Genomic DNA, 26,592 nt, shown 5'->3' with positions numbered 1-26,592 from the left:
ATCTCCGTACATGGTTGCTACGGGCGGAAGTGGCGCTGGAGACCCTGCCATACGTCGTCGTAGCCGCGTTGCAGGTGGTCCGCCGAAGCGGCCTGCGAGGTGGCCGTGACGGGCCAGCGAGTTTCGAACATGAAGGCCAGGCCGTCGTCGATCCTCTGCGGGACCAGCTCCGCCGCACTCGCCCGGTCGAAGGTCTCCCGGTCCGGTCCGTGCGCGGACATCATGTTGTGTAGGGACCCGCCTCCCGGGACGAACCCTTCCGCCTTCGCGTCGTAGGCGCCCTCGATCAGCCCCATGTACTCGCTCATCACGTTGCGGTGGAAGTACGGCGGGCGGAAGGTGTCCTCGCCCACCAGCCAGCGCGGTGCGAAGACCACGAAGTCGACGCCGGCGAGGCCGGGCGTGTCGGAAGGGGAAGTGAGCACGGTGAAGATCGACGGATCGGGGTGGTCGTAGCTGATCGAGCCGATGACGTTGAAGCGGCGCAGGTCGTAGACGTAGGGGACGTGGTTGCCGTGCCAGGCGACGACGTCCAGCGGGGAGTGGTCGTAGAGGGCGGACCAGAGGTTCCCGCAGAACTTGTTGACCACCTCGACGGGGGCCTCGACGTCCTCGTACGCCGCGACCGGGGCTAGGAAGTCCCGGGCCGCGGCGAGTCCGTTGGCGCCGATCGGGCCGAGGTCGGGGAGGACGAAGGGCTGCCCGTAGTTCTCGCAGACGTAGCCGCGGGCCGTGTCGTCGAGCAGCTCGACCCGGAACCGGACGCCGCGCGGAATGAGCGCGACATGGCCCGGTTCGGCACGCAGCAGGCCGAGTTCGGTGCGCAGCAGGAGGCCGCCGCGTTCGGGGACGATGAGCAGTTCGCCGTCGGAGTTGCTGAACACCCTTCGGGTCATGGAGGCATTGGCCGTGTACAGGTGGATGGCCATGCCGGTGCGCTGGGTCGTGTCGCCGTTGCCGCCGAGGGTCCACAGGCCGGCCAGGAAGTCCGTGCCGGGTGCCGGCTCGGGCCGTGGGTTCCAGCGCAGCCGGTTGGGGTCCGGTACGGACTCGGTGAAGGGGGCGCTGCGCAGGGCGCCGTTGTCGATTCGGGTGAACGGCGGGTGTGCGGCGGAGGGGCGGATGCGGTAGAGCCAGCTGCGTCGGTTGTGTGCCCGGGGCTCGGTGAAGGCGCTGCCGCTCAGCTGTTCGGCGTACAGGCCGAGAGGGGCGCGCTGCGGGGAGTTCCGGCCGGACGGCAGGGCCCCGGGGATGGCCTCCGAGCCGTGTTCGTTGCCGAAGCCGGTCAGGTACTCCAAGCCCTGTGCCGTCTTCCTCGCCTGCTCGACGCCATTTTGGCCGCTCATCTGCCTGCTCCTGGTCTACCGAAGAAATCCTATGGTCGACAGTAGGATTCTCTGGCTTCCGAGTCAACGAAACATTTGGCCGTCCCGGGGGCTCTCAAAAGATGAACATTGCTCTACTCTCTCGCGCATGTCGTGGATCCGCAGGTTCCCTGCCGTGCCCGTGGCGCTGGCTGCCGTACTGACGGCCTGCCTCGTCGTCCTCCTGTTCGCGCCGGCTGCCCAGGCCCATGAGGAGCGGCCCGTCACCTTCCCCGACGGCTCGGGGTCGGTTCCGACCTACCGGAGCGGGGAACCCGATCTGCTGGTCTGCAAGAGAGATCGCGCTGCCTTCGAGCGACGCATCGCCGGCTTCCCCGAACCCCTGCGCACCCGGAACCTGGCGCTCTTCGAACGCTGCGCCGAGAACGGTTTCCGCCACCTCCAACAAGCCGTCGACGCCGTTGACCGGCCCGGAATGAACATCGCGATCCTGCCCGGCCTCTACGAGGAGGAGCCCTCCTTGCCCGAACCGGCCGGCGCCTGCGCCGACCTCAAGGCACCCCGGTCCGCGCTCGGCTACCAGATCCTCACCTACGAGCAGCAACGCCAGTGCCCGCACAACCAGAACCTGATCGCCATCCTGGGCAAGGAAGACCTCCAGATCGAGGGCACCGGAGCCACCCGCACCGACGTGGTCATCGACGCCCGCTACCGCAAGCTCAACGCACTACGGGCGGACGGTTCCGACGGGGTCTACTTCCGCAACTTCACCGCCCAGCGCACCACCTTCAACTCGCTGTACGTACTGGCCGTCGACGGATTCGTCATCGACGACGTGCTGACCCGGTGGAACGACGAGTACGGCTTCCTGACCTTCGCCAGCGACCACGGCCTCTACAAGGACTGCGAGTCCTACGGAAACGGCGATTCGGGCATCTATCCCGGCAGCGCGTCGAACATCAACGACGGGCGCGGCTACCAGGTCCCGCGCTACTCGATCGAGATCACCGGCTGCCGCAGCCACCACAACATGGTCGGCTACTCCGGCACCGCCGGCGACTCCGTCTGGGCGCACGACAACGAGTTCGACCACAACATGGGTGGCGCCTCCATGGACAGCGCCTTCCCCGGCCACCCCGGGCTTCCACAGAACCACGCCCGCTTCGAACGAAACCTCATCCACGACAACAACGCCGACTACTACCGCTACGTCGCTGACGGCACCTGTGCCAAACCCCCCATCGAGCGCGGCTACGAACGGGGCGTCGTCTGCCCCCAGATCTCCATGCCGCCCGGCACCGGCATCATCACCGCCGGCGGGAACTGGAACGTCTACGAGGACAACTGGGTGTACGGGCACCAGCGCGCCGCGTTCTTCCTCAGCGCCGTGCCCGCCTTCATCCGCGGCGAGGACTCCTGGGCGAAGCAGGCGGACACCTCCCACCACAACCGCTACGCCAACAACCACCTGGGGACCGACAAGTCGGGAACGCCCCGGCCCAACGCCATGGACGTGTGGTGGGACGGGCAGGGCAAGCAGAACTGCTGGCAGGACGGTACGGGCGGTTCCACACCGCGCGTACTGCCGCGGTGCGGCCGGGCCCCCGGAGCGGTCCTTGGTGCCTCCGCACGGTGGGTGGGGGAGCCGGTCAAGCTGGTGCAACTGCTCGTCTGCGCCGACTACAGCGTTCAGGCCCGCCGCCTCCCCGCGGGCTGCGACTGGTACGGGGCACGCGGGATAGAGCGGGTGGAGACGCAGCTGGCACTGGCCGTGGCGCTGGTCCTGGGCCTGGTGGGATCGCTGTTGTGGTGGCGCAGGCTGCGGCACCACCGGCTGGCGACGGCGGCTTCGGCACTGGGGCTCGCCGGGCTCGCGCTGGACGTCGCCGGATCGACCACCGCCCTGGTGTCCACCCATGTGCCGGCCCTGGCGCTGCTGTTGACCGGGCTCTGGTGGACCGGAGTGGGACTCGCGCTGCGCCCCACCCGTCGCTGGCTGGCCTGGACCACCGTGGCGCTGGGCGCGCTGACCCTGCTCGACGCCTTCGACAAGGCAGTTGTGATGATCCCCTGGATCCCGCTCAGCCCGGCCTGGGTGCGCGGTCTCCTGGCCGTGGGCTGGGTGCTGTGGGCGGTGGTCGCTGCCGCCGGCACGGGACGGTCCGACAGCGAACCCGCGCACCCGGGTCAAGACGACCGCGCGGACCGGGACCCCGGCGCCGGCGATCCCTCGACCACAGTGGCCGGCGGGGGTGCCGCGTGAAGGGGAGCCGACGCGCAGCCGGCCGTGGCCATCTTCCCCCCGTCGCGGGCGGCCGGTGGCCGGGCGATCGCGCCGGAGGGCCCGGCCCCTGGCCACTCCTCCTGCTGACGGTGTTGCTGATCGGTGGCGGAGCCGGCTGTGGTGGGCGCGCCACCACCCACCACAAGCCGGGTACCGGTCACGAACAGGCCAGCGGCGGCGCGGGCACCCTGCTCGCCACCGAAGACGAAGGCGGACACCGGTTGCGTCAGGTACCCGCGGCGGACGCCCCGCAGGTTCACCTGGCCCTCAGGCCCGACACCGAGGACGGCTGGAACCTGGAACTTGAGGTGCAGAACTTCCGGTTCACCCCCGACAGCACCGGCGGTGCAGCCGTCGAGGGCGCTGGCCACGTGCACCTGCTCCTCGACGGGCGCAAACTCGCCCGCGTCTACGGCCCCTGGTTCCACCTGCCCTCCGCACAGGTGCCCCGCGGCCCACACACCCTCACGGCCAGGTTGTACGCCGACGACCACACCGCCTGGGCCGTCGAAGGCAAACCGGTGCAGGACCAGTCGTCACTGACCGCCACCGCGGCCCCGCCCCACAGCGAGGACCACGGCCACGGTGAGCAGCCTCCCGCCGGCCGGCCCATCACGCCGACCCCGAGCGGTACAGGTCCCCAAGGCACGCAGCCCGCGGCGGATTGCACCTTGACCCTCGGCATCAGCCGGGGCCAGGTGGACCCCCCGCTGCGACGGTACGAGTGCGGGCGCGGCGGACGCATCACCCTGCGCGTCACCAGCGACCGGGCGGACACCCTGCACGTCCACGGCTACGACCGGGAGGTCGCCCTGTCCACCGGGAAGGCCACCACCTTGACCTTCACCGCAGACCGGGTCGGCCTGTTCGACGTCGAAACACACCGTTCCGCACTGGTCCTCGCCCAGCTTCTGGTCCGCTGAGCCGGCCGCCGATGGCCACGCTCGCCCACGGCATCGGGTCCGTACATGACCTGCCGGTCTCCGCCTTCTACGCCTTCGCCGGAGCGTTCACCGCGCTGTTCGTCTCCTTCCTTGCCCTCGGCCTGCTGTGGTCGACCTCCCAACTCCGCGGAGACCGAGCCGGCCACCCCCTCCCCGCGGTGCTGCAGAGGTTCGCCGACGCCCGAGTCACCCGACGGGCGCTGTCCGCTGCCGGACTGGCCGCCACCGTCCTGGTGCTGCTGCACGCCCTCCTCGGACCCGACGACCCCGACCGAAACCCCGCTCCCGGGGCGTTCTACGTCCTGCTCTGGGTCGGCCTGGTCCCCGCCTCGCTGCTCCTCGGCCCGCTCTGGCGGCTGCTCAACCCACTGCGGACCGTGTACCGCGCCTTCCGCCGCTGGCTCCCCTCTCCTGCCCGAACGCCCCCGGCCCGGCTCGGCCTCTGGCCGGCCGCCGCCGGACTGCTCGGCTTCACCTGGCTCGAACTCGTGGTGCCCGAGCCCGCGGCCACGGCCACCGTGCTGTGGGCGCTTGTGCTCTACGGCACGCTCCAACTGTGCTGCGCCATCCGGTACGGCGAGGGCTGGTTCGCCCAGGGGGACGCCTTCGAGGTGTACTCGACCCTGTTGGCCAGACTGTCCCCGCTGGGCCGCCGCGCCGACGGCAGGCTCGTGCTCCGCGCCCCCCTCCACGGGCTGGACGGCACCCCTGCCGTGCCCGGGCTGGTCGCCACCGTCTGCGTCCTGCTCGGCTCCACGGCCTACGACGGCTTCTCCGGCGCCCCCTCCTGGATCGGCCTCCTCCAGACGAACCCGCTCGGGCGCGTCCCGGCGGCCACCCTCGGGCTGCTGGGCTCCGTCGCGCTCGTCGCGGCCCTGTACTGTCTCTGCGCGGCTGCCACCCGCCTGCTATCCGGCCCCCTGCCGCACCCTCTGGCCGCCTTCGCGCACACCCTTGTCCCGATCGCCCTCGGCTACCTCACTGCGCACTACTTCTCACTACTGGTCACCGAGGGACCGCGGACCTTCGCCATGGCGGTCGGTGTCGAGGATCCGCCCGCCCCCGCCCCGCTGCTCGGTCCCGGCGCTCTGGCGGTGCTCCAGGTGTCCGCCGTCGTGCTTGGCCACGTGCTCGCAGTGTTCGCCGCCCACGACCGTTCGGTGCGTCTCTTCCCTCCGTCCAAGGCAGTGGTGGGGCAGCTGCCGATGCTGGTGTTGATGGTCACCTACACCGTTGGCGGGCTCAGTCTGCTCCTGACCTGAGGAGGTCCGGTGGCTGCCCGCCTCCGGCCCGTGAACCCTCCGGCACCGGCGGTCCAGCGATCTCCGGGAGCGGCATGATGGACCCCGTGTCTCCTGCCAACTCACTTCGCCGCACGCCGGTCCAGCAGCGCAGCGCCGAGCGGCTCACCCGCATCCTCGACGCCTGTGCCGAAGTACTCGACGAGAGCGGATACGAGCAACTGAGCACCCGCGCGGTCGCGCAGCGCGCCGGTGTCCCCATCGGCTCCGTCTACCGGTTCTTCGGCAACAAGCGCGCCATGGCCGACGCCCTCGCCCGCCGCAACCTCGACCAGTACGCGCGAGTCGTCTCGGAGCGTTTCGCGGCCCTGCCGGCCGGCGACTGGAGGCTCGCCGTGGACGTCGTGCTGGACGAGTACATCGCGATGAAGCGCAGCCTCCCGGGCTTCGGGCTGGTCGACTTCGGTGTTCCCGCCCCGCCGCAGAGCCCCGGCGCCGATACCAACCTGGTGGTCGCAGCGCGCCTCGCCGAGCTCCTGTGCCGTCATCTGGGCCGCGCGGGGGACGCCCGGCTCAGCCGAGCGGTCCTGGTCGCGGTCGAGGCGACCGACGCGCTGCTGCAACTCGCCTTCCGCAGCGATCCCGACGGTGACCCCGCTCTGATCGGGGAGACCCGCTCCCTGCTGCACGCCTACCTGGCCCGCACCCTCGACTGAACTCCGCGTCTTCGGGAGCTCTCCTGCCTGGTCTCCCTCACCCCTGCCGCAACGTGCCTACCGGTCGGTATGCTCGCCCTGCCCAGCGAGTCGCAGCTCACCGCCGTCGCCCGCCGCCCCGGGGAGGACCCGTGTCCACAACGCCCGTACCCGCATCCCGCACCGCACTGCGCATCTGCCCGCTCTGCGAGGCCACCTGCGGGCTCAGTCTCACTCTCCAGGGAAACCGGATCACCGCAGTGCGCGGGGACCGTGCGGATGTCTTCAGCAAGGGGTTCATCTGCCCCAAGGGAGCGGCCTTCGGCGAAGTCGACGCCGACCCCGACCGGCTGCGCGGCCCGCTGGTGCGCGAGGCGGGCGTGCTGCACGAAGCCACATGGGAAGAGGCCTTCGAGACGGTCGCCGCCGGCCTGCGCCCCCTGATCGAGCGGTACGGGCCGCACTCTGTGGGCGTCGCGCTGGGCAACCCCAACGTGCACACCGTGGCGGGCGCCTTGTACCCACCCCTGTTGCTCCGGGCCCTGGGAACCCACAACTTGTTCAGCGCCAGCACCCTGGACCAGATGCCCAAGCACGTTTCCAGCGGTCTGCTCTACGGGGACCCGCTGGCCATCGCGGTCCCCGATCTCGACGGCACCGACCATCTGCTGCTGCTCGGCGCCAACCCCGTGGAGTCCAACGGCAGCCTGTGCACCGCCCCCGACTTCCCGGGCCGGCTCAAGGCCCTGCGTCGACGCGGCGGGACGCTCGTCGTCGTCGATCCGCGCCGTACCCGCACCGCCCGACTCGCCGACCGGCACCTTGCCATCCGGCCCGGCTCCGACGCCCTCCTACTGGCCGCGCTCGCCCATGTACTGCTGGCCGAGGGGCCGGCCGGCCCTGGGGAGCTCGCCGAGCACCTGAACGGTTTCGAAGAACTGGCCTCGGCGATGGCCCCGTTCAGCCCGGAAGTAGTCGCCCCCGCCTGTGACCTGGAAGCCTCTGAGATCCGGCGGCTCGCGAGGGAACTCCGAGCCGCGCGGAGCGCCGCCGTCTACGCGCGCATCGGCAGTTGCACGGTCGAGCACGGGACCCTGGCCAGCTGGCTCGTGGACGTGGTGAACATCCTGACCGGCAACCTGGACCGCCCCGGCGGCTCCCTCTTCCCGCTGTCCGCCACCGGCCGCCCACTTCGACCGGCGGGCCCCGGCAAGGGCTTCGTCCTCGGGCGCTGGCGCAGCCGGGTCTCCGGTCACCCGGAGGCCAAGGGCGAGCTGCCCTACACCGCGCTGCGGGAGGAGATCGAGACGCCGGGGGAGGGGCGCGTACGGGCCCTGGTGGCCATCGCGGCGAATCCCGTGCTGTCGGCACCCGACGGCCGGGGCTTGGACCGGGCACTGGCCGGGCTCGACTTCATGGTCAGCGTCGACCCGTACCTCAACGAAACCTCCCGCCACGCCCATGTGGTGCTGCCCCCGCCGCCTCCGTCGCAGAGCGCACACTTCGACTTCGCCTTCAACGCCCTCGCCGTGCGCAACCAGGTCCGCTACACCCGCCCGGCCGTCGCCCTCCAGCCCGGTCGGCCGGACGAGGCCGAGATACTGGCCCGACTCGTCCTGGCGGTCTCCGGGATGCACGGAGCGGACCCCTCGGTCGTCGACGACATGGCTATCGACGCCACCTTGGCCAAGGCGGTCACCGACCCGCGTTCCGTCGTGTACGGCAGGGACGCCGCGGAGTTGGCCGCCCGGCTCGGCGGGCGGAACGGGTGCGAGCGTCGTCTGGACCTGATGCTGCGCCTGGGTCCCTACGGGGCGGGTTTTCCGCAGGCGGCCGGTTGCGCGGGTGGCCCGGTCGTCCCGGCCGAGGCGCGGCCTGCCGAAAGGGAAGGGTCCGTGACCTCCCCGCTCAGCCTCGACGTGCTGCTCGACCAGCCGCACGGCATCGACCTCGGCCCGTTGCGTCCCCGCGTCCCGGAGGTCCTCAACACCCCCAGCGGCAAGATCGAGCTGCTTCCCGCACCGATCGCGGCCGATCTGCCCAGGCTCGGGCGCGCCTTGGCCGAGCGGCCCGCAGCCCTGGTCCTGGTCGGGCGCCGGCACCTGCGGTCCAACAACAGTTGGCTGCACAACGTGCCGGTGCTGACCGGAGGCTCCAACCGCTGCACCCTTCAGGTCCATCCCGAGGATGCGACTCGCCTGGGGCTGACCGAGGGTGGCCGGGCCCGGGTGCGCGGTGACGGGGGAGAGGTCGAGGTCCCCGTCGAGGTCACCGATGCGGTGCGCCCCGGTGTGGTGAGCCTGCCGCACGGCTGGGGGCACGACCGTGCCGGAACCCGCTTGGCGGTGGCGTCCAAGGAACCGGGGGCCAACGTCAACCAACTCCTGGACGGCAGTCGACTCGACCCGCTGTCAGGAACGGCTGTGCTGAACGGGTTCCCGGTGCAGGTCACCCCGTTGACCGCGGCGGTGCGAGCCGTCGACTGAGTGGGCGGTGCGGGTCGGTCCGGGCCCGGTCCGGTGGCCGGTGCCTGGGAACCAGCCACCGGCCAAAAAACTATCGCCGCTAGTTTGTAGGCTGGCGACGGCAGCACCGAACGGGCTCGGGAGGGCACCATGAAGGCACACGACGGGATGTACATCGACGGGGCATGGCGACCCGCCTCCGGCGGGGAAAGCATCGCGGTGGTCAACCCCGCGGACGAGCAGCTGCTCGGGCACGTTCCCGCCGGTACGGCCGAGGACGTGGACGCGGCGGTGCGGGCCGCTCGGGCCGCATTCCCCGGCTGGGCGGCCACCGCGCCCGCCGAACGGGCCGCCCGTCTGACGGCCCTACGCGACGTGCTGCTCGCCCGCCGGGAGGAATTCGCCGATCTCATCACCGACGAGCTCGGCTCCCCGCGAGCCTTCTCCCACCTCGTGCACGCCGGTGCACCCATCGCCGTGTCCGGTTCCTACGCGCAACTCGCCGCGGAGTTCGCCTTCGAGGAGCGGATCGGAAACTCGACCGTGTACCTCGAACCGGTGGGAGTGGTAGGCGCGATAACCCCCTGGAACTACCCCCTGCACCAGATCGTGGCGAAGGTGGCACCGGCTCTTGCCGCCGGCTGCACCATCGTCCTCAAGCCCGCCGAGGACACCCCGCTCACCGCACAGCTCTTCGCCGAGGCCGTCGACGAGGCGAGGCTCCCCGCGGGCGTGTTCAACCTGGTGACCGGCACGGGTGTGGTCGCCGGACAGGCCCTGGTCGAACACCCGGGCGTGGATCTGGTCTCCTTCACCGGATCGACAGCCGTCGGACGGCAGGTCGGCGCCACCGCGGGGGCCGCCATCAAGCGGTTCGCGTTGGAGTTGGGCGGCAAATCGGCCAATGTCATCCTGCCCGGAGCGGACCTGCCCAAGGCGGTGCGCGCCGGAGTGGCGCACGTGATGAACAACGCGGGCCAGAGCTGCAACGCGCTCACCCGGATGCTCGTCCAGCGGGACCGGTACGAGGAGGCGGTCGAACTGGCCGCCGCGGCAGCCGCCGAGTACCCCACGGGTGACCCTCGGCGCGAGGGGACCCGGATCGGCCCGCTCATCAACGCCCGCCAACAGAGCCGGGTTCGGGAGTACATCGCCAAGGGCGTCGAGGAGGGTGCCCGTCTCGTCACCGGCGGCACCGAAGCTCCCGCTGGCAAGGGCTACTTCGTGGCGCCCACGATCTTCGCCGATGTGACTCCCTCGATGACCATCGCGCAGGAGGAGATCTTCGGCCCGGTGCTCGCCATCTTGGCCTACGAAGACGAGGAGGACGCCCTGCGCATCGCCAACGGCACCTCCTACGGCCTGGGTGGCGCGGTCTGGGCGGCCGACGAGGAGACGGCAGCCGCCTTCGCCCGACGGATGGAGACCGGGCAGGTCGATGTCAACGGCGGCCGGTTCAACCCACTTGCGCCCTTCGGCGGGTACAAGCAGTCGGGGGTCGGCCGGGAACTGGGCCGGCACGGACTGACCGAGTACCTACAGACCAAGTCGCTGCAGTTCTGAGCCGCGGCCCGGAGTCCCGCCCGCGACACCGCAACACCCCCGCCGTCCCCGAACCACAGGAGAGACCGATCGTGGTCCGCGCCGCAGTCCTGCCAGCCATCGGCTCCTCGCTGGAGGTCACGGAGATCGAACTTCCGGCACCAGGCCCCGGGCAGGTCAGGGTCCGCCTGGCCGCCGCCGGCGTCTGTCATTCCGACCTCTCCCTGGCCGACGGCACGATGCGGGTACCGGTTCCCGCAGTCCTTGGCCACGAGGGCTCGGGCACCGTGGTGTCGGTCGGCGAAGGCGTCACGCACCTCGCCCCCGGCGACGCGGTGGTCCTCAACTGGGCTCCTTCGTGCGGCAGGTGCCACCACTGTGGGATCGGTGAGGTCTGGTTGTGCGAAAGGGCCCTGGCCGGTGTGGGCGAGGTCTACGCCCGAACTGTGGACGGCCGGGCGCTGTATCCGGGGCTCAACGTGGCCGCCTTCGCCGAGGAGACCGTCGTATCGGCGCGGTGCGTGGTACCGGCGCCCGAGGGCGTCCCCCTCGCCGAGGCCGCACTGTTGGGCTGCGCCGTACTCACCGGCTACGGGGCGGTACACCACTCGGCGCGCGTCCGGGCAGGCGAGTCGGTGGTCGTCTTCGGCGTGGGCGGGGTCGGTCTCGCGGCCCTGCAGTCCGCCCGGATCGCGGAGGCCGGACCGATCATCGCCGTGGACGTCTCCCCCGACAAGGAGGAGCTGGCCCGCGCCGCCGGCGCCACCGAGTTCCTGCTGGCCGGCGAGGACACGCCGAAGCAGGTCCGCTCCCTGACCCAGGGGCGGGGTGCGGACGTAGCGGTGGAATGCGTGGGGCGGGCCGCGTCCATCAGGGCCGCCTGGGACTGCACCCGCCGGGGCGGGCGCACCACGGTCGTCGGGATCGGTGGCAAGGAACAGCAGGTCTCCTTCCACGCGCTGGAGATCTTCCACTTCGCCCGTACGCTCACCGGTTGCGTGTACGGCAACTGCGATCCGGCCCGGGACCTCCCGGTGCTGGCCGAGCACATTCGCGCCGGGCGGCTGGACCTCGCGGCCATGGTGGGCGACCGGATCGAACTGGACGGCATCCCGGCCGCCTTCGAGGCGATGCTCGCTGGCAAGGGAGCCCGAGCCCTGGTCGTCTTCTGAACCGGCCCGCCCGTCGGGCGCGCGGGCGAGACCACGCGCCCGGTCCTGGTTCCGGCGCGCCGGAGAGGAACCGGGTGGGGCGAGTTCTCAGTCCGGTGGCGGAGCCAGTTGCGCGTACTGCACCGAGAGCCCGTCGATCAGGGCCCGCAGGCCGGTTTCGAAGGCGCCCTCGTCCACCTGTTGTTGGTGGTCGGCCAGGAGGTGCGCTCGGCCGAGGTGTGGATAGTCCGCCGGGTCGTAGGCTCGGGCGTCGTCGACGAACCCTCGGGCGAAGGAGCCGAGGGCGGAGCCGGTGACGAAGTAGCGCATCAGCGCCCCGATGTGGGTGGCCTGGGCGGGGGGCCAGCCCGCCTCGGTCATGGCGCCGAACACGGCGTCGGCGAGCCGGAGGCCGGCGGGTCGCCTGCCGGGCCCGCGGGCCAGTACCGGCACGATGTTCGGGTGCGCGGCCAGTGCACGCCGGTAGGACACGGCCCAGTCGTGGAGCGCGGTGCGCCAGCCCCGGCCGTCCTCGAACATCGACAGGTCCACTTGTCCGCTCACCTCGTCCGCCACCGCCTCAAGGATCTCCTCCTTGTTGCGGAAGTGGTTGTAGAGGGAGGGACCGCTGACGCCGAGCTCCGCCGCGAGCCTGCGGGTGGACAGTGCCTCAAGGCCCTCCGCGTCCACGAGGGAGCCGGCCGCTTCGATGATGCGGTCCCTGCTGAGGAGGGGCTTGCGGGGTCTGGCCATGCGGCACATCGTAGGGCCTGCCCCCTGAAAACTAGCGACGCTAGTTGATACGAGGCCCATGGGATCGGAGCTCAGCGACCCCCGGTCCGCGGCGCGCCTGCCGACCGAGGCTTCGCTGACGGCGAGCAGGCACCTGGTGTGGCGCAGTGGAGGTCGGATCGGCAGCGCGCACCGTGTGCACCTTGCCTGCCGAGGAGCAGCCGTCCGCCTGCGGTCGGCGGGTCGATGTGAATAGGTCATCGGTCCCCGCGTCTGAGTACCAGCGCGGATGGGTCGGGCGCGCTCACCGAAGGATGCTGGGGCCATGAGCGAGACATCGGTACGACCACAGAACACGGCCGCGTACTTCGTGCAGGCAGCTGCTTCCTTCGCCATCGCGTTGGGCTCCGTCACCATCGGGATCTACAGACTGGACGCCGATGCCTGGGTGCGTGCCTTCCTCGGTATCGCCGTGCTGTACCTGACCACCTCGGCGTTCACCCTGGCCAAGGTGGTGCGGGACCGGGAAGAGGCCGGTCAGATCGTCAGCCGGGTAGACCAGGCTCGATTGGAGAAGCTGCTCGCGGAGTACGATCCCTTCCGGGCCGACGGGCTCCCGCCCAAGAGCTGAACGGTTCCGGCGAGCTTCGCGGCCGGGTGGCCGGGCGCCCGGGGCTGCGCCGCGGGTCCGGTCGGCCGCAGCTAAGCTAAGCGCTTGCTCACCCTCGGGTAGGGTGGCTGCCCTGCCGCGCATGGGCAAGCCCTGCGCGCACCGCGGAAAGGGCGAGCGATGGAGAGCGCGGAGATGGAGGCGGAGTTCCGGGCCTGGGGCGAGGTGACCCCCGAAGCGGCCAGGCGGCTGCTGGTCGCGGCCGTCGAGGCCTTCGCCGAGCGCGGGTACCACGCGACGACCACCCGAGACATCGCCAGCCGTGCGGGCATGAGTCCGGCGGCCCTGTATATCCACTACAAGACCAAGGAAGAACTGCTCCACCGGATCAGCCGGATCGGCCACGACAAGGCCCTGGAGATCCTGAGGACGGCAGCGTCCCGGCCGGGCACCGCGGCGCAGCGGTTGGACGCGGCCGTGCGCTCCTTCGTTCGATGGCACGCCGGGCACCATATGACGGCCCGCGTGGTCCAGTACGAGCTCGACGCCTTGGGCGAGGGGCATCGGGCCGAGATCGTGGGCCTTCGTCGGCAGAGCGACGCGGTCGTTCGGGGGATCCTCGATCAGGGGGTCGAGGCCGGCGAGTTCGACGTACCGGACGTCCCTGGCACCACGGTCGCCGTGTTGTCGTTGTGCATCGACGTCGCCCGCTGGTTCAACGTGGAGGGGCGCCGTACGCCCGAAGAGGTCGGGGCGCTCTATGCCGACCTGGTGTTGCGGATGGTGGGCGCGGTGCGCGTCGGCGCGGAAGCCTCCCGGGCAGAGCCCGCCCCGTAGCCTCCCCGGTAGTCGGGGCGGGTCAGAAGTAGTAGCGCGATACGGACTCCGCCACGCACGCCGGCTTGTCGCCGCCCTCCCGTTCGACGGTGACGGCGGCAGTGACCTGGGCACCGCCGCCCACCTCGGTCACCTCTTTGATCACCACGGTGGCGCGCAGTCGCGCGCCCACCGGTACGGGAGAGGGGAAGCGGACCTTGTTGACGCCGTAGTTGATGCCCATGCGGATCCCGTCCACCCGCATGATCTGGGGGACCAGGCTGGGGAGCAGCGACAGGGTGAGGTAGCCGTGCGCGATGGTCGAGCCGAAGGGGCCGGTGGCCGCGCGTGCGGCGTCCACGTGGATCCACTGGTGGTCTCCGGTGGCATCGGCGAAGAGGTCGATGCGCTTTTGGTCCACCTCCAGCCAGTCGCTCGGGCCCAGTGGTTCACCGACCCCGGCGCTGAGTTCCTCGATGGACGTGAAGATCCTCGGCTCGGCCATGCCTTCGCCTTCCGTGACGGGAGCAGTGCTGGAACAAGCGCTTGCTCAGCATGCTCGGAGCGGGCAGCTCTGTCAACGGACGCCGCCCCCGTCCACCCGGACGCCCCACTAGTCTTTCAAGGGTGCCCCAGATCCCCGAGAAGGTTCACGAACTCACGGTCGGTCAACTCTCCGCGCGCAGCGGGGCCGCAGTCTCCGCGCTGCACTTCTACGAGTCCAAGGGGCTCATCAGTAGCCGCCGGACCCACGGCAACCAACGCCGCTACAGCCGTGACGCGCTGCGCAGAGTGGCATTCATCCGCGCCGCCCAACGCGTGGGCATCCCGTTGGCCACCGTCGGTGAGGCGCTCGCACACCTTCCGGAGGGTCGTACTCCCAACCACGAGGACTGGGCCCGGCTTTCAGAGTCCTGGCGGGCTGAGCTGGACCAGCGCATCGTCCAGCTCAGCCGGCTGCGGGACCATCTGACCGACTGCATCGGCTGCGGCTGTCTGTCCCTGGAGACCTGTGTGCTCTCCAACCCCGATGACATTTTCGGATCCAAACTCACCGGCTCTCAGTTGCTCGCCGAACGCCGCCGCCGGACCAGCTGAGGGCGAGGCGCCACCGCGCCGCACCGACCGGGACCGCGGCGCCCAATGCCCGGCTTCCCCGCCTTGGGTGCGCTCAGCTGATGCGGCCAGCCGCGAGCACCACCCGCGCCAACTGTTCGTGGCAGATGTCGCTGTGGGCACCGGAGGGTGGCCCGCCGCGCCGCACCACTGCCGAGGCGTCCACGCTCACGCAGCCACCCGGTGGCAGGGCGCCGGCCCGCAGAGCCTCGCGGAGGTCGAGCTGCAACGTCTGATCGACTCCCAGGATCCCGTCGTGACCCATGGCCCCCCATCGCGCATCGAAACCCGCGAAACCCGAGGAGTCCCGCGCCATGCGAGAAGCCAGGGGGTAGAAGACCCGCAGCGCGGCGTCATGGGTCGAGTAGCAACACACCACTGGTCCGTCCACGCGGTGCTGGAGCCCGCACAGGGCACCGGCGGCACTCCGCTGGTGCGGCAGGTTCCTCGCGAACGCGTAGTGGGAGAAGGCGCCTTGGAGCAGGGTCAGTGACTTCACGCCGTGTGCGCTGTCGGCAAGCCCGCGGAGGGCGAAGGCCACCAGCCGTGCGCCGAAGCTGTGACCGATCAGATGGATGCGCACGCCGGGCCGTGACTGGCTCAACTGGGACAGTGCCGGGCCCAGTCCACGCTCCCCGACCACCCCGGCTCGCTTCTTCATGGTGTAGTAGGTGACCTGCCGAAGGAGTTCCTTGGCGCCGCGCCACGCACTGCGCAGCCCACCCCCCACGGAGAAGGTAGCCCCATCTGGAGCGGCGCCGGCCTCAATCAGGGCCTCCGTCAACAACTGGCAGACCATCAGGGTGTCTTCGGTGAGGAGAAGCGGCTCGGCTTCCGTGACGTCCTCGGCCACCAACGCGATCTCGTTCCCCGCCGCCCGGGCGGCGGGCGTCGCCACTGCGGCCAGTTGTCGCACCAGTGCGCCGAACTCTTCGAAGGCCAGGGGGGAGTCGGGTCTGGTGCGTAGCAACTCCTCTAGACGTTGGAGTGCTTGAGGGTGCTCCGGCCAGAACGCCGCTAACGCCAGACTCGTGGCCGGGTCCAGTTCCGTCGCGGTCGGTTCGGGACTGATCGCCTGCGGGGGATCGAAGTCGGGGATCGGCTCGTCGGCAAAACGCATCGAGGGCCAGTGCACTCCGACGTAACCGAGCCGTACCCCTGTCTCATCGGCCACCAGCCGGGGGAAGGGCTCGAAGAAGCGACGGTAGAGACGGTTGGCGACGGGTCGGTCGCTGTTCCACCCGTGCGCGAAGACGAGTAGGTCGGTGGCGCCCATGCGCGCCAGCGCCTCGCGTTGCCCGGGCTTGAGATCGCCCTGGGCGTCAAAGGTGAGTTCGGTGTAAGGGTCGACTCCCACATCCGACATGTCAGTTCCCCTCAGCCCTGCCGAGCACCGGCCCCCAGCATCTCGCTGCCCGATGCAAGCCGCCAGGGTCGCGACGCGGGGAACAGCCGTGCAGCGGCCGTCCGCCGCGCCTTTGGAGCCTCGCAGCCACCGTGCCGCAACGGTGGGAGGTCGACGCCACCGCCCGGCCCGGCGGGCGGTGGCCGGTGCACTCCTTCGGGCTCCCTCGCGGCGTTCTGCGGCGGTGGGGCGGAGTTGCTCCCCTTCCACAGTCACATACCGACTGGTTAGTCTGCTCCTTGTCCGGGATTCGCGCGCACCACCGGTCGCAAGCCGGTCGCAGCAAGGGAAGGACGTGCCCATGGGACAGTTCGAAGGTGCACACGTGGTGGTCACCGGCGCAGGCGGGGGCATCGGGGCAGCGATCGCCCGCCGGTTCGCCGCCGAGGGCGCAACACTGGTGATCAACGATCTGGTTCCGGACAAGGCCGAGGCGGTCGCGGCCGAACTGGGTGCCATCGCGGTCCCGGGGGACGCCAGCGCCGTGATCGAGGACGCCCGCGCCGCGCTCGACGGCACCGTGGACGTCTACTGCGCGAACGCGGGGTTGGCCTCCGCGGGGGACGTCTTCGCCGAGGAACAGGTCTGGGAGGCGGCCTGGGACGTGAACGTGATGTCCCACGTACGCGCCGTGCGTGGGTTGCTCCCACAGTGGTTGGAGCGGGGGCGCGGGCGTTTCGTTTCGACCGTCTCCGCCGCCGGACTGCTGACGATGATCGGTGCGGTCCCTTACAGCGTGACCAAGCACGGCGCCTACGCCTTCGCCGAGTGGCTCTCCCTGACCTACCGCCACCGCGGGCTGGACGTCCACGCGATCTGCCCTCAGGGCGTGCGCACGGACATGCTCAGCGCCACCGGGTCCGCGGGCGAGCTGGTGCTCGCCCCCAGCGCCATCGAGCCGCACGACGTGGCCGAGGCGCTCTTCGCCGGCATGGCCAAGGGCGCCTTCCTGGTACTTCCGCATCCTGAGGTCGCGCGCTTCTACACGACCCGGGCGAGTGACCCCGAGCGGTGGCTTGGCAGCATGAACCATCTGCAACGAACGTGGGAGGGCCAATGAAGCAGTCGCCGGTACCACCTGGGTCCACCGCCCGGCGGGGCGAAGCGGGACCGGGCGGGCGGGCGGGCGCCGAGAGCCTGCCGGCCGAAGCGGGCTCCCGGTACGCCGACATGCCCTGGCTCGGGCGTCTGAGCGCGGCCCAGCGTGCCCCCGTGGCGCCGGAGCAGAGCGTGGTTCACGCCTTCGCAGCGGCCGTGCGTCGAGCTCCGGACCGGGTCGCGCTCGCCTACTTCGATGTCAGGTTGACCTACCGTGAGACCGATGCGCTCAGCGATTCCCTCGCCGGGCACCTGGCTGCCGCCGGGCTCCTGCGGGGGGAGCGGGTCGCCGTCATGCTCCAGAACTCTCCGCATTTCGTGGTGGCGCTCCTCGGTGCATGGAAGGCCGGGTTGATCGTCGTTCCGATCAACCCGATGTACCAGAGTATTGAGGTGTCACATGTCCTGCGTGACGCTGAGGTATCGGCCCTCATCTGCGCCGACCATGCCTGGGAGGACGGGCTGCGCCGGACGGCAGCCGGATCATCCGTCCGCCTGGTGCTCACCGCCGACGAGCTCGGCCTCCAGAGCCGCGACGACCCCCGGGTGCCAGTACCCCGCCGGTTGACCGTCCCTTCGCAGGACACCGAGGACCTGATGACGGTGGCCCGCCGAGGTCTGCCAGCACCGGCGGATCGCACCCCGGCCGCCACGGACATCGCGTTGATCAGTTACACGTCCGGGACCAGCGGCACCCCGAAGGGCGCTCTGAACCCCCACGGTGCGATCACGTACAACGCGGAACGGCAGCGTCGCGCACACCCGGTCCCTGAAGGCGCCTGCTACTTCGCCCTCGCACCCCTCTTCCACATCACCGGCCTCGTCTGCGAGCTCGCCACCTGCTTCACCAACGCCGGCACCCTCGCCCTCACCTATCGCTTCGAGCCCGGTACGGTGCTGGACGCCTTCCTCGAACACCGCCCCGCCTACACGGTGGGACCGGCCACCGCCTTCATGGCGCTCGCCGCCCATCCGGCCGCCAGCGAGGACCACTTCAGCTCGTTCTTGATCATCTCCTCCGGCGGTGCACCGTTGCCCCCGGCGCTCGTGGAACGCTTCCGCGCCGCCTTCGGGCACTACCTACGCAACGGGTACGGCCTTACCGAGTGCACGGCGCCATGCGCCAGCGTGCCGCCGCACCTCGAAGCTCCCGTCGACCCGGAGTCCGGCACCCTGTCGGTCGGTGTTCCCGGGCCGCAGACCGTCGTCCGCATCCTCGACGAACAAGGGTGCGAGGTCCCCTTCGGCGTGCACGGTGAGATCGTCGTGCGAGGGCCGCAGGTCGTGCCCGGCTACTGGAGGCTGCCGGATGCCACCGCGCGCACCTTCCCGAAGGGCGAGCTACGCACCGGGGACGTCGGGTTCATGGACCCGGAGGGCTGGCTCTACGTGGTCGACCGCAAGAAGGACATGATCATCGCTTCGGGTTTCAAGGTCTGGCCACGGGAGGTGGAGGACGCCCTCTACCGTCACCCGGCAGTACGCGAGGCCGCGGTCGTCGGCGTGCCCGATCCGTACCGCGGCGAGAGCGTGAAGGCGTACGTCAGCCTCCGTCCCGGAACGCACGCGCGGCCCGAGGAACTCCTCGCCCACTGCGGGGCGGCGCTGGCGGCCTACAAGCGCCCTCGTGAGGTGGAGGTCCTGCCCGACCTGCCCAAGACGACCAGTGGGAAGATCCTCCGGCGGAACCTGCGCGACCGAGGCGCGACCGACCAACGGCCGGGGCTTTCGCACCGGCACGACCAGTGAGATCGACAGCACGTGCACAAGCACCAGAGCGCGAACCCGAAAGGGCAGGTGGCGGCATGAATCCGACGACGGAGGAAGAGACCCCGGTCCCGCAGCGGCTGCTGGCCGCCGCCACCCGGCTGTTCGCCGAGCGGGGTTACGACCGCACCTCAGTACAGGAGATCGTCGAGGCGGCGGGGGTCACCAAGGGCGCCCTGTACCACTACTTCGGGTCAAAGGACGATCTCCTGCACGAGGTGTACGCGCGGATGCTCCGCCTCCAGCAGGAGCGGCTCGACGCCATCGCCGATTCCGACCTCCCGATCGAGGAGAGGCTGCGCGCCGCCGCAGCCGATGTGGTGGTGACCACCATCGACAACCTCGACGACGCGCTGATCTTCCTCCGGTCGATGCACAGCCTCAGCCCGGAGAAGAACAAGCAGGTGAGGGCTGAACGGCGGCGATACCACGAGCGGTTCCGCGCGCTCATCGAAGAGGGGCAGCGCGAGGGGGTCTTTGCCACCGCCACCCCTGCCGACCTGGTGGTCGACTACCACTTCGGCTCGGTTCACCATCTGGCCAGCTGGTACCGCGCGGACGGTCCGATGGCCCCCCAGGAGATCGCTGACCATCTCGCCGACCTGCTGCTACGAGCTCTTCGTGAGTGAAGGCAACCGGGCTCACCCCTCGGGCCGCACCGAGGCGCTGGCGTCAGCTGTGAGCCCGTAGTTCACGGCGTGCCAGCGACCGCTGGTGCACCTCGTCCGGGCCGTCGGCCAAGCGCAGGGTGCGGGCAGCGGCCCAGAGCTCGGCCAGCGGGAAGTCCTGGCTTACCCCACCGGCGCCGTGCAGTTGCACGGCGTCGTCGAGGATCTTCAGCACTGCCCGAGGCGTGGCGATCTTGATGGCCTGGATCTCGGTGTGCGCGCCGCGATTGCCGACCGTGTCCATCAACCAGGCCGTCTTCAGAACCAGTAGCCGCAGTTGTTCCACGGTCACCCGGGCGTCCGCGATCCAGTTCTGCACCACGCCCTGGGCGGCGAGCGGTTTGCCGAACGCGGTCCGGGCCACCGCCCTGCGGCACATCAGCTCGATGGCCCGTTCCGCCATGCCGATCAGGCGCATGCAGTGGTGGATGCGGCCGGGCCCGAGCCGCGCCTGGGCGATGGCGAAACCACCACCCTCGTCTCCGACGAGGTGCGTGACAGGTACTCGTACACGGTCAAAGGTCACCTCGGCATGGCCGCCGTGCGCATGGTCCTCGTACCCGTAGACCTGCATCGCCCGGCGGACCTCGACCCCCGGCGCGTCCCTGGGCACCAGGACCATCGACTGCTGGCGCCGAGGGTCGGCGCCGTCCGGGTCGGTCTTGCCCATGACGACGAACAGCTTGCAGTCGGGGCTCATGGCACCGGAGATGTACCACTTGCGGCCGGTGATGACGTACTCGTCGCCGGTCCGCTCGATGCGCGTCTCGACGTTCGTGGCGTCTGAGGACGCCACCTCCGGCTCGGTCATCGCGAAGGCCGAACGGATCTCGCCGGCCAGCAGCGGGACCAGCCACTGCTTCTTCTGCTCCTCGGTGGCGAACTCCGCGAGCAGTTCCATGTTCCCGGTGTCAGGGGCCGAGCAGTTGAGGGCGGTGGGTGCCAGCTGGGGGCTCCTGCCGGTGATCTCCGCCAACGGCGCGTACTGCAGGTTCGTCAGCCCGGCCCCGTGCTCGGCATCGGGGAGGAAGAGGTTCCACAGGCCCTCCCGGCGCGCTCTTGCCTTGAGCTCCCGCACCACCGCAGGGGTCTCCCACGGGCTGCTCAGAGCAGCCCGCTGTGCCAGAGCGACAGGCTCGGCCGGGTATACGTGGTCCTCCATGAAGACGAGCAGTTTGGAACGCAGTTCCTCGGTCCGCTGGTCAAAGGCGAAGTCCATGGTCCTAGCTCTCCTGAAGGGTCGACAGGCCGTTTTCGATGAAGAGGGGCACGAGCTCGCCGATCCGGTCGAAACCCGCCCCGACCGTCTGCCCCAGCGTGTAGCGGTGGTGAATCCCTTCGAGGATCACGGCGAGCTTGAACCAGGCGAAGGCGGTGTACCAGGAGATAGCCGAGGTGTCCCGGCCGGAACGGCGGGCGTAGCGCTCGATCAGTTCCGCGGGGGACGGATGGCCCGGAGCGCCGCTCGTGGTGCTGACGGCGGTCTTCCGCAGGCCCAGATCACAGCTGTACATGGCCAACAGGCCCAGATCGGTCAGGGGGTCTCCGAGCGTTGACATCTCCCAGTCCAGCACCGCCTTGATCTCGTCGTCGGCTCCGACCAGCACGTTGTCGAGCCGGTAGTCGCCGTGGACGACCGTCGGGGCGGGAGAGCGGGGCAGCCCGCGGCCGAGCACCTCGTGCAGTTCGTCGATTCCTGGCAGTTCGCGACCGCGGGAGGAGTCCAGTTGTTTCCACCAACGGCGCAACTGCCGTTCCAAGAAGCCCTCGGGACGGCCGAAGTCGCCCAGTCCCACGGCCTCGGGATCCACCGCGTGCAGATCGACCAGGGTGTCCACCAGGCCGAGCACGGTAGCCCGGGTCCGGTCCGGTCCGAGGGCGCTGAGTTGCTCAGCGGAGCGGTAGGGAACCCCGTCGACGTATTCCATGACGTAGAAGGGAGCGCCGATCACCGCTTCGTCCTCACACAGCAGCAGCGGCGCCGGTACCGGTACGGCCGTACCGTGCAGGGCCTCGATCACCCGGTGCTCGCGCTTCATGTCGTGTGCGGTGGCCAGGACGTGGCCGAGTGGGGGGCGGCGGACCACCCAGCGCACACTGTCACCGGTGACGCGGTAGGTGAGGTTGGAGCGCCCACCCTCGATCAGTTTCCCGTGAAGCTCTCCGTCGACCAGACCAGGTCGCTCCTGCTCCAAGTGGTTCTGTAGTCGGCGCAGGTCGAGGCCGGGGGGATCGGCTGACGTCATGGTGCGCACCTTTCGTGAGAAGCCGTCGGGTGTACCCGCGCCCATCATGCCGACCAGTCGGTATGTCGTCCAGAGGGGCCAGTGCATCCGCCTCTCGGAAACCGGAGTCGAGGGGCCGGCAACGGCAGGCAGGTCACGGGAACTCCCGCGGTTCAAGGCGGCCATGTAAGAGAGCACCGTGACCGCGTCCAGCACCGAGCCGGGCGGTTGTCCGCGCAACTCCGTGTCGGCCCGGCCCGGCCCGGTCCGGATCGGCCGCCAGCCGCCAGCCACTCGCGCGGAGCCGCCGCGGATGCGCCCCCCGGGGTGCCTCACCTGCACCTCGGCCCCACCCACGTACGGGTTCGGGCGCTTGCTTCCCGCCGGGGTGGGCGGTGGGGCGATGTGATCGCCGCTCCGCGTCCAGAACGGTCGCGCACAACGGCCGCGCCCGTCGTTCGGTCGCGGCCGTCTCGAAGAGGAGGGGCTGGTCCCCGCCACCGGCGCCGAGAGCGTTGTGGGGGCACCGGCCGCCGTGGGGGAAACGTTGGCGTTCTGGTGCGAGTCGCGCGGGTGCTTGGCCCACCAAGGGGCGCCGACTCCGACGGGATTCCACCTCATGTCGGCAGGGGTCCCGCGAGGGGGCTCACGGGGATCGGGGGAGCCCTCACGGGGTGGCGCGTAGGTGGTGGGGTGATGGGGGCCCTCAGTGGTCGTCCCAGTGTCCGTCGTGGGCGGCGTGCCGGTGTCCGTCGTGCAGGTAGTCGAGGTGGTCGCCGTGGATGACCGCAGGGTGCCCGCAGTCCTCGCGATGGGTGTGCTCGTGCCCCTCGTGCCTGAGGTGGCCACCGGGCTCGCATTCGTCCCAGTGGCCCTCGTGCTGTCGGTGTAGGTGTCCGTCGTGGGCGTAGTCGACATGATCGCCGTGCGGGACCTGTGGGTGGCCGCAGTCCGGGCCGTGGGCGTGGCGGTGGACGGAGTGTTCCCGATGTTCGACGGTCAAGGAGATCACCTTCCGAGGGCGTGCGGAGCGGCCTCAGCGTAGTGCGAAATAACACAATACCGGGTGATATGTCACACGCATCAAGAAAGACTGATCGTCACGCCATGGGAGACGCTCAAAGGATCAACAGCACTGCCAAGAACGCGAGGGCAAGTACGCACAGGGCCACAAGCCGCGCCGACACCGCATCGAGCGACGGCGGTCGGGCCGTCGACAGCTCGAGAATCCTCCGATGCGCCATCGCCAGGAAGCCGATCCACACCAGCGCGACCAGGCTCACCCCGGCCAGCTCGACGACCGAGCCCGAACCGTGCAGGGTCTGTTTGACTGCCAGCACCGCGACCACCGTGCAGGCCAGCGTGGTGCGGCGCCACGCCAGCCGGGTGCGTTCTGGCTGAAGGCCGGGATCGCGTGCGGACTCCTCACCCGTCGCCGTCACCGGGCGGTCCAGCCCAACACCACCACCACCATCATCATCACCGCGACCACTGCCACCCCGGCGCTCAACAGGGCGGGGAACCGTGACATCGGCAGATCCTGCCCTCGTCGCATCGCACGCTCGCACCGCACCCAGTGGTTCACTGCCCGCAGCGCGCACAACGTGCCGGCCGCGAGCAGCGCGAGTGCCATTGCGATCCGCACCCCCCAGCGCAGGTCGGGAAGGAACTGGTCCACCGCGAACCCGCCACCGACCAGGGCGAGCGCGGTCCTGATCCAGGCGAGGAAGGTCCGCTCGTTGGCCAGCGAGAAACGGTAGTCGGGGGTTTCTCCCTCGCCGCGGATCCGCTGCGGGGCGAACCACAGACGTAGGTCCTTCACGAAGTCGCTCACAGTGCGCAATCTAGATCACCGAGTCCGCCGGCCGGGCCTCGGCCCGGCGGAGGCAGTGCGCTACCGGGCGAACAACAGCCGGTAGGCCTCAAGGCCGTCCGGGACCCACTCCCACTCGCCGATCCGCTGGGCGAGCTCGTCCTGCGTCAAGAAGTCGTACCAGTCGATCTCCTCCGGTTGCGGGGCCACGGGCAGCGCGCAGCGCACCTCGTACACCCACGACCACCAGCTTCCGCCGGCCTGGCCCTGTGAGCCGTCGCCGTCGCCCTCGTACAGGAACTTGAGCAGCCGGGTCGGACTGTCCAGACCGGTGACCCCGAGCTCCTCCTCCGCTTCCCGCAGCGCCGCCGCGTCATAGTCCTCTCCGGCGCCGACCACCCCGCCCACGAACATGTCGTACCGGGAGGGGAACACCAATTTCCCGGGGGTGCGACGGTGGACGAACACCCGCCCCTGGGGGTCTCGCACCAGCACGAAGACGCAACGGTGGCGAAGGCCACTCGCGTAGGCCTCGCCGCGCTTCGCCCTGCCGACCACGCGGTCGGCCTCGTCGACGACGTCCAACAGCTCATCCGCACTCATGGGCCCATCCAATCACCGGATATCGGCTTGGTGGCGCTGTTGACGGGTTACCACGCGGTACGGAGGATCGGTGCCAGGCCGTATCTGCCGCCTTCTGTGAAGCGAGGATGGAAACCATGGCTTTCGACGCTGACGTCATCGTGATCGGGGCCGGGCTCGCGGGCTTGGTGGCCACGGCCGAACTCCTCGACGCGGGCAAACGGGTCATCCTGCTTGACCAGGAACCGGAGCAGTCGTTCGGTGGCCAGGCGCACTGGTCCTTCGGCGGCCTCTTCTTCGTGGACTCCCCCGAACAGCGGCGCCTGCGCATCCGTGACAGCCATGACCTCGCCCTCCAGGACTGGATGGGCAGTGCCGGGTTCGACCGCGACGAGGACCACTGGCCGCGCCGTTGGGCCGAGGCGTACGTGGATTTCGCGGCGGGGGAGAAGCGACCCTGGCTGCACGCCCAGGGGGTGCGGTTCTTCCCGGTGGTGGGTTGGGCGGAACGGGGCGGCTACGACGCGAGGGGGCACGGGAACTCCGTGCCGCGCTTCCACATCACCTGGGGCACCGGGCCGGGCTTGGTCGCGCCCTTCGAACGCCGGGTGCGAGAGGGCGTCGCCCAGGGGCTGGTGCAGTTGAAGTTCCGGCACCGGGTCACCGGGCTCTCGCGCAGTGCAGGGTCACTCGACACGGTCACCGGTGACATTTTGGAGCCCTCGTCGGTCGAACGCGGGGCCGGCAGCAGCCGAGAGGTCACCGGAGCCTTCGAGTATCGCGCCCAAGCCGTGATCCTCGCCTCCGGCGGTATCGGCGGCAACCACGACCTGGTGCGTGCCCACTGGCCGCGGCGGCTCGGCACCCCGCCCGAGAAGCTGCTTTCCGGAGTGCCGGCGCATGTCGACGGACTCCTGCTCGCAGTCGCCGAGTCGGCCGGTGCGCGCCACATCAACAAGGACCGGATGTGGCACTACACCGAGGGCATCGAGAACTGGAACCCCATCTGGGCCAGGCACGGCATCCGCATCCTGCCCGGACCTTCCTCCCTGTGGCTGGACGCCGAGGGCAAGCGCCTGCCCGTGCCGCTCTTTCCCGGGTTCGACACCTTGGGCACGCTCGAACACATCATGCGCTCGGGCCACGGCTACACCTGGTTCGTCCTCAACCAGCGCATCATCGGCAAGGAGTTCGCGCTCTCCGGCTCCGAACAGAACCCCGACCTGACCGGCAGGTCCGTGCGCGAGGTGATCGACCGGGCACGCCAGGACGTCCCCGCCCCGGTCCGTGCCTTCATGGAATACGGCCCCGACTTCGTGGTGGAGAAGGACTTGGGGAGTTTGGTGCGCGGTATGAACGCCTTGACCAAGGAGGCCCTCATCGACGAGACAGCCCTGCGCGAGGAGATCACCGCGCGGGACCGGGAAATCGCCAACCCCTACACCAAGGACCTCCAGGTGACGGCCATCCACGGCGCCCGCAGGTACCTCGGCGACCGACTGATCCGGACCGCCGCACCCCACCGCATCCTGGACCCCGGGGCAGGGCCGCTGATCGCCGTACGGTTGAACATCCTGACCCGCAAGTCGCTGGGCGGGCTGGAGACCGACCTCTCCTCACGGGTGCTCACCGCCGATGGCCGGCCGTTGGCCGGTCTCTACGCGGCGGGCGAGGCAGCCGGGTTCGGCGGTGGCGGTGTTCACGGCTACCGGTCGCTGGAGGGAACCTTCCTCGGCGGCTGCATCTTCTCGGGACGCAACGCCGGGCGAGCGGCTGCCCGCGCCGTCGGCTGAAGCGGGCAACCGTGGCGGGCTGCCTGGTCAGCTAATTCGCCAACCGCCCGCGCATGACGGTCATGAGGGCGTCGTCGTCCGACAGGAGGGTCGGGGCGACCGGCACTTTCAGTGTCTCGCGGTCATGCCGGCAAGGGGTGTGGGCCGCTCGCCGGGGAGTACCGACGCATGGCCCGCGCCCTTCTTGAGGTTGCGCTGCAAGCCGACTTCGCGAGAGGGCTCCCCCTAGTACTGCAACCGCATGTGGGGGTCGTGGCCTCGGCGTTGGTAGTGGCATCGGCGGGCTCGGGCCTGGCTGCGGCGTCGGAAGTGTGACCAGT

General features: G+C 70.2%; 24 protein-coding genes. 14 read left to right on the top strand and 10 right to left on the bottom strand.

Annotated features, from left to right (window positions below; all coding sequences use genetic code 11):
• Positions 1 to 17: 17 nt before the first annotated feature.
• Positions 18 to 1,346: a homogentisate 1,2-dioxygenase gene (gene hmgA / locus ACFYMC_RS17515; RefSeq protein ID WP_388525507.1), complete on the bottom strand. Its 1,329-nt coding sequence runs from the start codon at positions 1,344 to 1,346 to the stop codon at positions 18 to 20.
• Between the two features lie 127 nt (positions 1,347 to 1,473).
• Between hmgA and ACFYMC_RS17510 the strand changes: the two genes are divergently transcribed.
• The 7 genes from ACFYMC_RS17510 (at position 1,474) to ACFYMC_RS17480 (ending at position 11,668) form a co-directional block, all read left to right on the top strand.
• Positions 1,474 to 3,588, top strand: a complete 2,115-nt coding sequence (locus ACFYMC_RS17510; RefSeq protein WP_388525504.1) for a hypothetical protein — start codon at positions 1,474 to 1,476, stop codon at positions 3,586 to 3,588.
• 101 nt (positions 3,589 to 3,689) lie between these two features.
• Entirely contained in the window at positions 3,690 to 4,532 is an 843-nt protein-coding gene (locus ACFYMC_RS17505) for a hypothetical protein (RefSeq protein ID WP_388525668.1), read from the top strand.
• An 11-nt stretch (positions 4,533 to 4,543) separates the two neighbouring features.
• Complete coding sequence (locus ACFYMC_RS17500; protein WP_388525501.1) at positions 4,544 to 5,815, top strand: hypothetical protein; 1,272 nt, start codon at positions 4,544 to 4,546, stop codon at positions 5,813 to 5,815.
• Between the two features lie 77 nt (positions 5,816 to 5,892).
• A complete protein-coding gene (locus ACFYMC_RS17495) occupies positions 5,893 to 6,510 on the top strand; it encodes a TetR/AcrR family transcriptional regulator (RefSeq protein WP_388525665.1) in 618 nt (205 codons plus the stop codon).
• Positions 6,511 to 6,641: 131 nt separating this feature from the next.
• Positions 6,642 to 8,975: a molybdopterin-dependent oxidoreductase gene (locus ACFYMC_RS17490; RefSeq protein WP_388525498.1), complete on the top strand. Its 2,334-nt coding sequence runs from the start codon at positions 6,642 to 6,644 to the stop codon at positions 8,973 to 8,975.
• A gap of 129 nt (positions 8,976 to 9,104) precedes the next feature.
• Positions 9,105 to 10,517, top strand: a complete 1,413-nt coding sequence (locus ACFYMC_RS17485; protein ID WP_388525495.1) for an aldehyde dehydrogenase family protein — start codon at positions 9,105 to 9,107, stop codon at positions 10,515 to 10,517.
• Positions 10,518 to 10,588: 71 nt separating this feature from the next.
• Entirely contained in the window at positions 10,589 to 11,668 is a 1,080-nt protein-coding gene (locus ACFYMC_RS17480) for a Zn-dependent alcohol dehydrogenase (protein WP_388525492.1), read from the top strand.
• Positions 11,669 to 11,755: 87 nt separating this feature from the next.
• On the opposite strand, the gene ACFYMC_RS17475 is transcribed toward ACFYMC_RS17480, so the two are convergent.
• On the bottom strand, positions 11,756 to 12,400 hold the full coding sequence (locus ACFYMC_RS17475; protein ID WP_388525490.1) for a TetR/AcrR family transcriptional regulator C-terminal domain-containing protein: 645 nt from the start codon (positions 12,398 to 12,400) through the stop codon (positions 11,756 to 11,758).
• Positions 12,401 to 12,704: 304 nt separating this feature from the next.
• On the opposite strand from ACFYMC_RS17475, the gene ACFYMC_RS17470 reads away from it, so the two are divergent.
• Positions 12,705 to 13,010: a YiaA/YiaB family inner membrane protein gene (locus ACFYMC_RS17470; protein WP_388525487.1), complete on the top strand. Its 306-nt coding sequence runs from the start codon at positions 12,705 to 12,707 to the stop codon at positions 13,008 to 13,010.
• A 159-nt stretch (positions 13,011 to 13,169) separates the two neighbouring features.
• The gene (locus ACFYMC_RS17465; RefSeq protein WP_388525484.1) at positions 13,170 to 13,826 is read left to right on the top strand and encodes a TetR/AcrR family transcriptional regulator; all 657 of its coding nucleotides are present in this window, start codon (positions 13,170 to 13,172) and stop codon (positions 13,824 to 13,826) included.
• Between the two features lie 22 nt (positions 13,827 to 13,848).
• Here ACFYMC_RS17465 and ACFYMC_RS17460 read toward each other — a convergent pair whose 3' ends face one another.
• On the bottom strand, positions 13,849 to 14,310 hold the full coding sequence (locus tag ACFYMC_RS17460) for a MaoC family dehydratase (protein ID WP_388525481.1): 462 nt from the start codon (positions 14,308 to 14,310) through the stop codon (positions 13,849 to 13,851).
• A 122-nt stretch (positions 14,311 to 14,432) separates the two neighbouring features.
• Here ACFYMC_RS17460 and soxR point away from each other — a divergent pair, with 122 nt between their 5' ends.
• Entirely contained in the window at positions 14,433 to 14,903 is a 471-nt protein-coding gene (gene soxR / locus ACFYMC_RS17455) for a redox-sensitive transcriptional activator SoxR (RefSeq protein ID WP_388525478.1), read from the top strand.
• A 73-nt stretch (positions 14,904 to 14,976) separates the two neighbouring features.
• Here soxR and ACFYMC_RS17450 read toward each other — a convergent pair whose 3' ends face one another.
• Entirely contained in the window at positions 14,977 to 16,287 is a 1,311-nt protein-coding gene (locus tag ACFYMC_RS17450) for a serine-threonine protein kinase (protein ID WP_388525476.1), read from the bottom strand.
• 340 nt (positions 16,288 to 16,627) lie between these two features.
• On the opposite strand from ACFYMC_RS17450, the gene ACFYMC_RS17445 reads away from it, so the two are divergent.
• From ACFYMC_RS17445 to ACFYMC_RS17435, 3 genes are all read left to right on the top strand, one after another.
• Positions 16,628 to 17,386: an SDR family oxidoreductase gene (locus tag ACFYMC_RS17445; protein ID WP_388525473.1), complete on the top strand. Its 759-nt coding sequence runs from the start codon at positions 16,628 to 16,630 to the stop codon at positions 17,384 to 17,386.
• 110 nt (positions 17,387 to 17,496) lie between these two features.
• Positions 17,497 to 19,173 carry a class I adenylate-forming enzyme family protein gene (locus ACFYMC_RS17440; protein WP_388525662.1) on the top strand — a complete coding sequence of 559 codons (1,677 nt, stop codon included), beginning with the start codon at positions 17,497 to 17,499 and terminating at the stop codon, positions 19,171 to 19,173.
• Positions 19,174 to 19,229: 56 nt separating this feature from the next.
• Positions 19,230 to 19,820, top strand: a complete 591-nt coding sequence (locus ACFYMC_RS17435) for a TetR/AcrR family transcriptional regulator (RefSeq protein ID WP_388525470.1) — start codon at positions 19,230 to 19,232, stop codon at positions 19,818 to 19,820.
• A gap of 43 nt (positions 19,821 to 19,863) precedes the next feature.
• Here the strand turns inward: ACFYMC_RS17435 and ACFYMC_RS17430 are convergent, their stop codons facing one another.
• The 6 genes from ACFYMC_RS17430 to ACFYMC_RS17405 all read right to left on the bottom strand — a co-directional run bounded on the left by ACFYMC_RS17430 (position 19,864) and on the right by ACFYMC_RS17405 (position 24,500).
• On the bottom strand, positions 19,864 to 21,078 hold the full coding sequence (locus ACFYMC_RS17430) for an acyl-CoA dehydrogenase family protein (protein WP_388525467.1): 1,215 nt from the start codon (positions 21,076 to 21,078) through the stop codon (positions 19,864 to 19,866).
• A 4-nt stretch (positions 21,079 to 21,082) separates the two neighbouring features.
• Positions 21,083 to 22,105: a phosphotransferase family protein gene (locus ACFYMC_RS17425; RefSeq protein ID WP_388525464.1), complete on the bottom strand. Its 1,023-nt coding sequence runs from the start codon at positions 22,103 to 22,105 to the stop codon at positions 21,083 to 21,085.
• Positions 22,106 to 22,790: 685 nt separating this feature from the next.
• Positions 22,791 to 23,087, bottom strand: coding sequence for a hypothetical protein (locus ACFYMC_RS17420; RefSeq protein ID WP_388525461.1), 297 nt, complete (start codon positions 23,085 to 23,087; stop codon positions 22,791 to 22,793).
• Between the two features lie 115 nt (positions 23,088 to 23,202).
• Positions 23,203 to 23,526: a DUF202 domain-containing protein gene (locus tag ACFYMC_RS17415; protein ID WP_388525459.1), complete on the bottom strand. Its 324-nt coding sequence runs from the start codon at positions 23,524 to 23,526 to the stop codon at positions 23,203 to 23,205.
• Positions 23,523 to 23,918, bottom strand: a complete 396-nt coding sequence (locus ACFYMC_RS17410; protein WP_388525456.1) for a YidH family protein — start codon at positions 23,916 to 23,918, stop codon at positions 23,523 to 23,525. Before ACFYMC_RS17410 ends, ACFYMC_RS17415 begins: the two co-directional genes overlap by 4 nt.
• 60 nt (positions 23,919 to 23,978) lie before the next feature.
• Positions 23,979 to 24,500 (bottom strand): NUDIX domain-containing protein, encoded by a 522-nt coding sequence (locus ACFYMC_RS17405; RefSeq protein WP_388525453.1) that lies wholly within the window; start codon positions 24,498 to 24,500, stop codon positions 23,979 to 23,981.
• A gap of 116 nt (positions 24,501 to 24,616) precedes the next feature.
• Here ACFYMC_RS17405 and ACFYMC_RS17400 point away from each other — a divergent pair, with 116 nt between their 5' ends.
• Entirely contained in the window at positions 24,617 to 26,272 is a 1,656-nt protein-coding gene (locus tag ACFYMC_RS17400; RefSeq protein ID WP_388525450.1) for an FAD-binding dehydrogenase, read from the top strand.
• The last annotated feature ends 320 nt before the right edge of the window (positions 26,273 to 26,592 follow it).

The sequence above is a fragment of the Streptomyces sp. NPDC006879 genome (assembly GCF_042869595.1).
Classification (GTDB): domain Bacteria; phylum Actinomycetota; class Actinomycetes; order Streptomycetales; family Streptomycetaceae; genus Streptomyces.
Note: the sequence above shows the minus strand (reverse complement) of the source record. Positions and strands in the feature narration are given on the sequence as shown.

Coding starts and splice junctions, on each gene's coding strand:
- hmgA (WP_388525507.1), bottom strand. CDS start 1,346: ATGAGCGGCCAAAATGGCGTCGAGCAGGCGAGGAAGACGGCACAGGGC.
- ACFYMC_RS17510 (WP_388525504.1), top strand. CDS start 1,474: ATGTCGTGGATCCGCAGGTTCCCTGCCGTGCCCGTGGCGCTGGCTGCC.
- ACFYMC_RS17500 (WP_388525501.1), top strand. CDS start 4,544: ATGGCCACGCTCGCCCACGGCATCGGGTCCGTACATGACCTGCCGGTC.
- ACFYMC_RS17495 (WP_388525665.1), top strand. CDS start 5,893: ATGGACCCCGTGTCTCCTGCCAACTCACTTCGCCGCACGCCGGTCCAG.
- ACFYMC_RS17485 (WP_388525495.1), top strand. CDS start 9,105: ATGAAGGCACACGACGGGATGTACATCGACGGGGCATGGCGACCCGCC.
- ACFYMC_RS17475 (WP_388525490.1), bottom strand. CDS start 12,400: ATGGCCAGACCCCGCAAGCCCCTCCTCAGCAGGGACCGCATCATCGAA.
- ACFYMC_RS17470 (WP_388525487.1), top strand. CDS start 12,705: ATGAGCGAGACATCGGTACGACCACAGAACACGGCCGCGTACTTCGTG.
- ACFYMC_RS17465 (WP_388525484.1), top strand. CDS start 13,170: ATGGAGAGCGCGGAGATGGAGGCGGAGTTCCGGGCCTGGGGCGAGGTG.
- ACFYMC_RS17460 (WP_388525481.1), bottom strand. CDS start 14,310: ATGGCCGAGCCGAGGATCTTCACGTCCATCGAGGAACTCAGCGCCGGG.
- ACFYMC_RS17450 (WP_388525476.1), bottom strand. CDS start 16,287: ATGTCGGATGTGGGAGTCGACCCTTACACCGAACTCACCTTTGACGCC.
- ACFYMC_RS17445 (WP_388525473.1), top strand. CDS start 16,628: ATGGGACAGTTCGAAGGTGCACACGTGGTGGTCACCGGCGCAGGCGGG.
- ACFYMC_RS17440 (WP_388525662.1), top strand. CDS start 17,497: ATGCCCTGGCTCGGGCGTCTGAGCGCGGCCCAGCGTGCCCCCGTGGCG.
- ACFYMC_RS17435 (WP_388525470.1), top strand. CDS start 19,230: ATGAATCCGACGACGGAGGAAGAGACCCCGGTCCCGCAGCGGCTGCTG.
- ACFYMC_RS17430 (WP_388525467.1), bottom strand. CDS start 21,078: ATGGACTTCGCCTTTGACCAGCGGACCGAGGAACTGCGTTCCAAACTG.
- ACFYMC_RS17425 (WP_388525464.1), bottom strand. CDS start 22,105: ATGACGTCAGCCGATCCCCCCGGCCTCGACCTGCGCCGACTACAGAAC.
- ACFYMC_RS17405 (WP_388525453.1), bottom strand. CDS start 24,500: ATGAGTGCGGATGAGCTGTTGGACGTCGTCGACGAGGCCGACCGCGTG.
- ACFYMC_RS17400 (WP_388525450.1), top strand. CDS start 24,617: ATGGCTTTCGACGCTGACGTCATCGTGATCGGGGCCGGGCTCGCGGGC.